General features: G+C 69.6%; 4 protein-coding genes. 1 reads left to right on the top strand and 3 read right to left on the bottom strand.

The window, feature by feature from the left end:
• Nucleotides 1-275: 275 nt before the first annotated feature.
• Nucleotides 276-1634, bottom strand: a complete 1359-nt coding sequence (locus tag AC1RQF_RS15055) for an MFS transporter (RefSeq protein ID WP_492872397.1) — start codon at nucleotides 1632-1634, stop codon at nucleotides 276-278.
• A gap of 737 nt (nucleotides 1635-2371) precedes the next feature.
• Here AC1RQF_RS15055 and AC1RQF_RS15050 point away from each other — a divergent pair.
• Nucleotides 2372-4120 carry a S53 family peptidase gene (locus AC1RQF_RS15050; protein ID WP_273996508.1) on the top strand — a complete coding sequence of 583 codons (1749 nt, stop codon included), beginning with the start codon at nucleotides 2372-2374 and terminating at the stop codon, nucleotides 4118-4120.
• Nucleotides 4121-4163: 43 nt separating this feature from the next.
• Here AC1RQF_RS15050 and AC1RQF_RS15045 read toward each other — a convergent pair whose 3' ends face one another.
• Nucleotides 4164-5003: an ABC transporter permease gene (locus AC1RQF_RS15045; protein WP_273996509.1), complete on the bottom strand. Its 840-nt coding sequence runs from the start codon at nucleotides 5001-5003 to the stop codon at nucleotides 4164-4166.
• A gap of 22 nt (nucleotides 5004-5025) precedes the next feature.
• On the bottom strand, nucleotides 5026-6285 hold the full coding sequence (locus AC1RQF_RS15040; RefSeq protein ID WP_492872396.1) for an ABC transporter permease: 1260 nt from the start codon (nucleotides 6283-6285) through the stop codon (nucleotides 5026-5028).
• Between the last annotated feature and the right edge of the window lies 1 nt (nucleotide 6286).

Raw genomic sequence — 6286 nt, 5'->3', positions numbered from 1 at the left:
AGCGCGTTGAGCGCGTTGAGCGCGTTGAGCGCGTTGAGCGCGTTGAGCGCGTTGAGCGCGTTGAGCGCGTTGAGCGCGTTGAGCGCGGTACGCGCGGTACGCGCGGTACGCGCGGTACGCGCGGTACGCGCGAGCCGGGCAGCGCCCAGGCTCGCGGATCGATCCGCCACGGAACACGCTCGACAGCAAGGCGCGCCGGGCCGCCGCCCCGGGGGCAATGCATCTGTCCGCGCCTGCGGCGCCGCATGCTCGGCGGTCCCGACGAGCGCCGGCTCTCACGCCCGGCCCCCTTCCTCCCCCCGCGCCGCCACCGGCTGTCCCTGCCGATGCGACCGCGCAAACAGGCGCAAGCCGCTCGCGACACTCGCCGCGCCGGCAAACAGCGCACCCAGCGTCAGCGCGAGCGTCGACCCATGCCGGCCCGCAAGGCCGAAGCTCAGCGCGACCAGCGCCGCGCCCGTCGCCTGCCCGATCAGCCGCGCGGTTGCGATGATCCCGCTCGCGCCGCCACTGCGCTCGGGCGGCGCGCTCGCCATCAGCGCCTTCAGGTTCGGCGACTGGAAGAACCCGAAACCCGCGCCGCACAGCGCCATGCGCCAGCCGATGTCGACCACGTGCGGATACGGCGGCAGAGCCGCGAGCAGCGCCATCCCGACGCACAGCAGCGCGAGCCCGACCGCGCCGAGCAATCCCGGCGGATAGCGGTCGGACAGCCGGCCCGCGATCGGCGCGGCCAGCGCGACGACCACCGACCACGGCGTCATCAGGAAACCCGTCTCGACCGCCGAGCGATGCAGCACCTCTTCGAAGTAGAACGGCAGCGACACGAACGCGAGCCCCTGCGCGCTGAACGCGCAGACCGCCGTCAGCGCCGACAGCGCGAACACCGGCCGGCGGAACAGGTCGACCGGCAGCATCGGCGCGGGCCGCCCGCGCTCGCGCCAGGCCAGCAGCAGCCCGAAGCCGAGCGCGAGCGCGGCGGCGGCCAGCACGATCACGAGCGGGCCGCGCTGCGCGGCCTCGCCGAGCGCGAAAATCAGCGCGGCGAAGGTCACGACGTTGAACAGCGCGGCGAGCGGATCGAAGCTGTGCGTCCCGCGCGCGGTCTGCGGCAGCGACGGAATCGCAACCGCGAGCGCGACGAGGCCGAGCGGCACGTTGACCGCGAACAGCCACGGCCAATCGGCCAGCGACAGGATCAGCGACGCGAGAGTCGGACCGATCGCGAACGACACGCCGACGATCAGCGCGTTCAGGCCGACGCCGCGCCCGAGCCGGTGCGGCGGGTAGAGGCAGCGGATCAGCGCGGTGTTGACGCTCATGATCGCGCTCGCGCCGAGCCCCTGGACCACCCGGGCCGCGGTCAGCATCGGCAGCGTCGACACCAGCGAGCATGCCAGCGAGGCAAGCGTGAACACGACGAGCCCGCCGATATAGATGCGCCGGTGGCCGACGATATCGCCCAGCGCCGCGAGCGGCAGCAGGGTCGCGACCATCGCGAGCTGGTAGGCGTTGATGATCCAGACCGACGCGGCCGGCGCCGTGTGCAGGTCGGCGGCGATCGCAGGCAGCGCGGTGTTCGCGATCGCGGTATCGACGGTCGCGAGCGCGACGGCCAGCAGGATCGCGGCCATCGCACGCCAATTGAACGCCGGCTGCGCGACGCCGGCGGGAAGGACTGTATCTGACAAGATGGAACTCTACGGCGGGGCACGCGGAAGCGGTTGCGGCGATGACGCGCGCCGGCCGGCTCCGGATGACAGGTTGAACGACCCGGCGGCGCGCGATGCGCGCGCCGCCGTCCCGCCATTGTTGCAGAGCCGCGCGAGACGTGCAGACGCGCGCATCGCGCGTCAGCCAATCGAAAGCTTTGTCGCGCCTCGACCGGCCTCGATGAGAAAAGGCGCGCACCGTATTCGCGCGCATCGCGCGCGCCCGGCCCGGCGGACCCCGCGTCGACACACACCTTCGTCGCCGAACGCCATCCCGCGCACACCGCATCGCGCGGCCTCCCGCGAGGCTCGCGGCCGGGCCCGACCGCCAAGCCGCGATTCGATATACCCCGAAGCCATCTTATCGATTTTCCGTCACGAATTTTTCATCTTCCATTGGCTTCATATAGCGCCTATTTTCATTCTATGGATCCCGAATCATTAACGGGATTTATGCACTTTTCCGCACGCTTCATTCCTCGCTCTCCCCCGCCCCAAGCCTTTCACGGCATACCCAGATATTGAAATCGCTGACCACCATTTTTCTGTCAACAGTAACAGCTACCGACTGCTATTTCGTTCGCATACGCTCATCTCGCTCGTGATTTCAAAAGGATCCGGGCCACATAAAACGTCGCAATTCCTCAAAGGGACACTCGATGAACAGGAACGTCAGATTTGCACTCTCCCTCTCCCCGTTGTGCAGGCGACTGGCCTGCGCGTGGCCGCTCGTCATCGCCGCAGGCGTGGCGCACGGAGCGACGACGGATTGGGTCGATACGCACACCAAAGCTTTCTTGACCGGCGCGCAGTTGCAAACGTTGGCGAGGGGCGCCCACCCGGCGTCCACCGAGCTGGCCGCCGGCGAAGGCACGCACGTCGTACTCAGCCTCAAGCTGCGCAACGAAGCCCGCCTGCAGGCGCTGGCCCGCGACGTGAACGATCCGCGCAGCCCGAAGTACCGCCACTTCCTGACCCACCAGCAATTCCTCGCCGACTATGCGCCGACCGACGCGCAAGTGCAGGCCGTCAGCGCCTATCTGCGCAAGAACGGCTTCATCGACGTGAAGGTCGCATCGAACCGCCTGCTGGTATCGGCGCGCGGCACGGCGGGCACCGTGAAGGCGGCATTCAACACGCCGCTCGTGCACTTCGAATACGCGGGCCATGCGGGCTTCGCCAATTCGGCGAGCGCGCAAGTGCCGCGCGCGCTCGGCGATACGGTCGGCGCGGTGCTCGGCCTGCAGAGCGTGGCGCGCGCCCATCCGCTGCTCAAGGTCACCGCGATCTCGAAGCCGACCAGGCTCGCGGACGGCACGGCGACCGCCCACCAGCCGTCCGAATTCCCCGCGATCTATGACGCGACCAACGTGCCCGCCGCCGCGAACACCACGGTCGGCATCATCACGCAGGGCGGCGTGTCGCAGGCGCTGCAGGATCTGCAGCAGTTCACGAGCGCGAACGGCTATGCGTCCGTCAACACGCAGGCGATCCAGACCAACGGCCCCAACGGCAACTACGCCGACGATCCGGAGGGTCAGGGCGAATGGGATCTCGACAGCCAGTCGATCGTCGGCGCGGCGGGCGGCCAGGTCGGCCAGTTGATCTTCTACATGGCCGACGACGGCGCGACGGGCAACACCGGCCTCACGCAGGCGTTCAACCAGGCGGTGTCGGACAACGTCGCGAAGGTCATCAACGTGTCGCTCGGCTGGTGCGAAACCGACGCGAACGCGGACGGCACGCTGAGCGCCGAGGAACAGATCTTCACGCAGGCGGTCGCGCAAGGCCAGACGTTCTCGGTGTCGTCGGGCGACGAAGGCGTGTACGAGTGCAACAACCGCGGCTATCCGGACGGCTCGAACTATACGGTGTCGTGGCCAGCCTCGTCGCCGCACGTGCTCGCGATCGGCGGCACGACGCTCTACACGTCGGGCTCGGCGCTGAGCAGCGAAACGGTGTGGAACGAAGGGCTCGACGGCAACGGCAAGCTGTGGTCGACGGGCGGCGGCGTCAGCACCATCACGCCGAATCCGTCGTGGCAGTCGGGCAGCAACCGCCAGTTGCCGGACGTGGCGTTCGACGCGGCGTCCAGCACCGGCGCGCTGATCTACAGCGGCGGCCAGCAGCAGCAGATCGGCGGCACGAGCCTGTCCGCGCCGCTGTTCACGGGCTTCTGGGCGCGCATCCTGGCGGCCAACGGCGGCAACCTCGGCTTCCCGGCCGGCAGCTTCTACCGCTCGATCCCGTCCAACCCGTCGCTCGTGCGCTATGACGTGGTGTCCGGCAACAACGGCTACCAGGGCTACGGCTACAACGCGGGCGCCGGCTGGGACTACACCACCGGCTGGGGCAGCATCGACATCTCCAACCTGAACCAGGCGATCCAGGCGGGCACCTTCCGCTAAGCCTGCGGCGCGGCGCCGGGCCCATCCGCCCCGCGCCGCGCGCTCAGGCCACCGCGCGCGCCACCTGGCGGCCGCGCAGCCATTCGAGCGCGAGCAGCAGGCTGGTCGAGAACACGATCAGGATCGTCGCGAGCGCCGCGATCGTCGGGCTGATGTTCTCGCGGATGCCGGTGAACATCTGGCGCGGCAGCGTGGTCTGGTCCGCGCCCGCGAGGAACAGCGTCACCACCACTTCGTCGAACGAGGTCGCGAACGCAAACAGCGCGCCCGACATCACGCCGGGGGCGATCGTCGGCAGCGTGACGCGAAAGAACGTCGTCAGCGGCCCCGCGCCGAGCGACTGGCTCGCCCGCACCAGATTGCGATCGAAGCCCTGCAGCGTCGCCGACACGGTCGTCACGACGAACGGCGCGCCGAGCGCCGCATGCGCGCAGATCAGGCCGGTGTACGTGTTCGCGAGCCCGAGCGGCGCGAAGAACAGATACATGCCGACGCCCACCACCACCACCGGCACGATCATCGGCGACAGCAGCACCGCCATCAGCACGCCCTTGCCGCGGAATTCGGCGCGCGTGAGCCCGACCGCGGCCGGCGTGCCGAGCAGGGTCGCGAGCGCGGTGGCGGCCGGCGCGACGATGAAGCTGTTCTTCGCCGCCGTGCGCCACTCGTCCGAGCCGAGCAGATTCGCGTACCAGCGCAGCGACCAGCCCGGCATCGGGTAGACCAGGAACGTGCTCGACGAGAACGACAGCGGCACGATCGCCAGCACGGGCAGGATCAGGTACAGCAGCGTCAGCGCGACGAACGCGCGCTGGGCGACGCGCCACGCGCGTTCGGCGGGCGTCAGGTGCGGCGCAAACCACGGTCCGGCAGGCAATTTCATCGGCATCCCCAAGCAGTGCGCATCAACCGGGCCCGGGCCGGTTGCGTGCGAAGCGGCCATACAGCGCATACAGCACGAGCGTCGCGGCGAGCAGCAGGCCGCCCAGCGCGCACGCCATGCCCCAGTTGATCGTCACGTTCGTGAAGTACGCGACGTAGTAGCTGACCATCTGGTCGTTCGGCCCGCCCAGCAGCGCGGGCGTGATGTAGTAGCCGATCGCGAGGATGAACACCAGCAGCGCACCCGCGGCGACGCCCGGGTAGGTCTGCGGCACGTAGACGCGCCAGAACGCCGCGAACGGATGGCTGCCGAGCGACACCGCCGCGCGCTGGCAGGTGCGCGGAATGCCCTTCATCACGCTGTAGAGCGGCAGGATCATGAAGGGCAGCAGGATGTGCGTCATCGCGATGTATACGCCGGTCCGATTGAACAGCAGCGCGAGCGGCGCGTCGATGAGCCCAGCGCCGAGCAGCGCGCGGTTCACGAGCCCTTCGTTCTGCAGCAGCACGATCCATGCGGCCACCCGCACCAGCACCGAGGTCCAGAACGGAATCAGCACGACGATCATCACGAGGTTCGCGCGCCGCTCGGGCAAGGTCGAGATCCAGTAGGCGAGCGGATAGCCGAGCGCCAGCGCGAACAGCGTCACGGCGCAGCCGATCAGCAGCGTGCGGCCGAAGATCGCCAGATAGATCGACTGGTCGGGATCGGCGGGCGCGATCCGGCCGAAGCCGTCCTGCCGGTGATCGAGCGACGCGAGCAGGTAGAACGGCGAATAGCGGCCGCCGTTCTTCGCGATGACCTGCCAGTACGCGGGATCGCCCCAACGCGCATCGAGTTCGATCAGCTTCGCGCGCGCCTGCGCGGGCGCGAGCGCCCCGCCGCCGTCCGCCGCGAGCGGCATCGCGCGCGCGGTCTTCGCGACCAGCGAGCGATAGCCGGGAATCTCCGTGTTCAGGCGGCGCGCGAGCGCGCCCATCGCATCGCTGTCGGCCACCACCGCGAGGTCGGCGGCGAGCGCTCCGTAGGCCGCATCGCCGGGCGCCGCGCGGCGGTCCCAGCCCGCGAGCGCGGCGATGGTATGCGGCAGCGCCGTCGCGATCTCGGGGTTCTGCACCGCGCGCGTCAACAGCACGCCGATCGGCGCCACGAACACCAGCAACAAGAACACCGCGAGCGGCGCGACGAGCAGCAGCGCCAGCGCCCGCCGACGCGCGCCGGCAGCCTTCAGCTCGCGCTTGAGCGCGGGCGCCGAACCGTTCGGCCCGGTCGCGATCGTCATC

Source organism: Burkholderia sp. GW821-FHT14F03 (assembly GCF_058803765.1).
The sequence above is the reverse complement of the archived record's forward strand: the minus strand, read 5'-3'. Positions and strand labels throughout refer to the sequence as shown.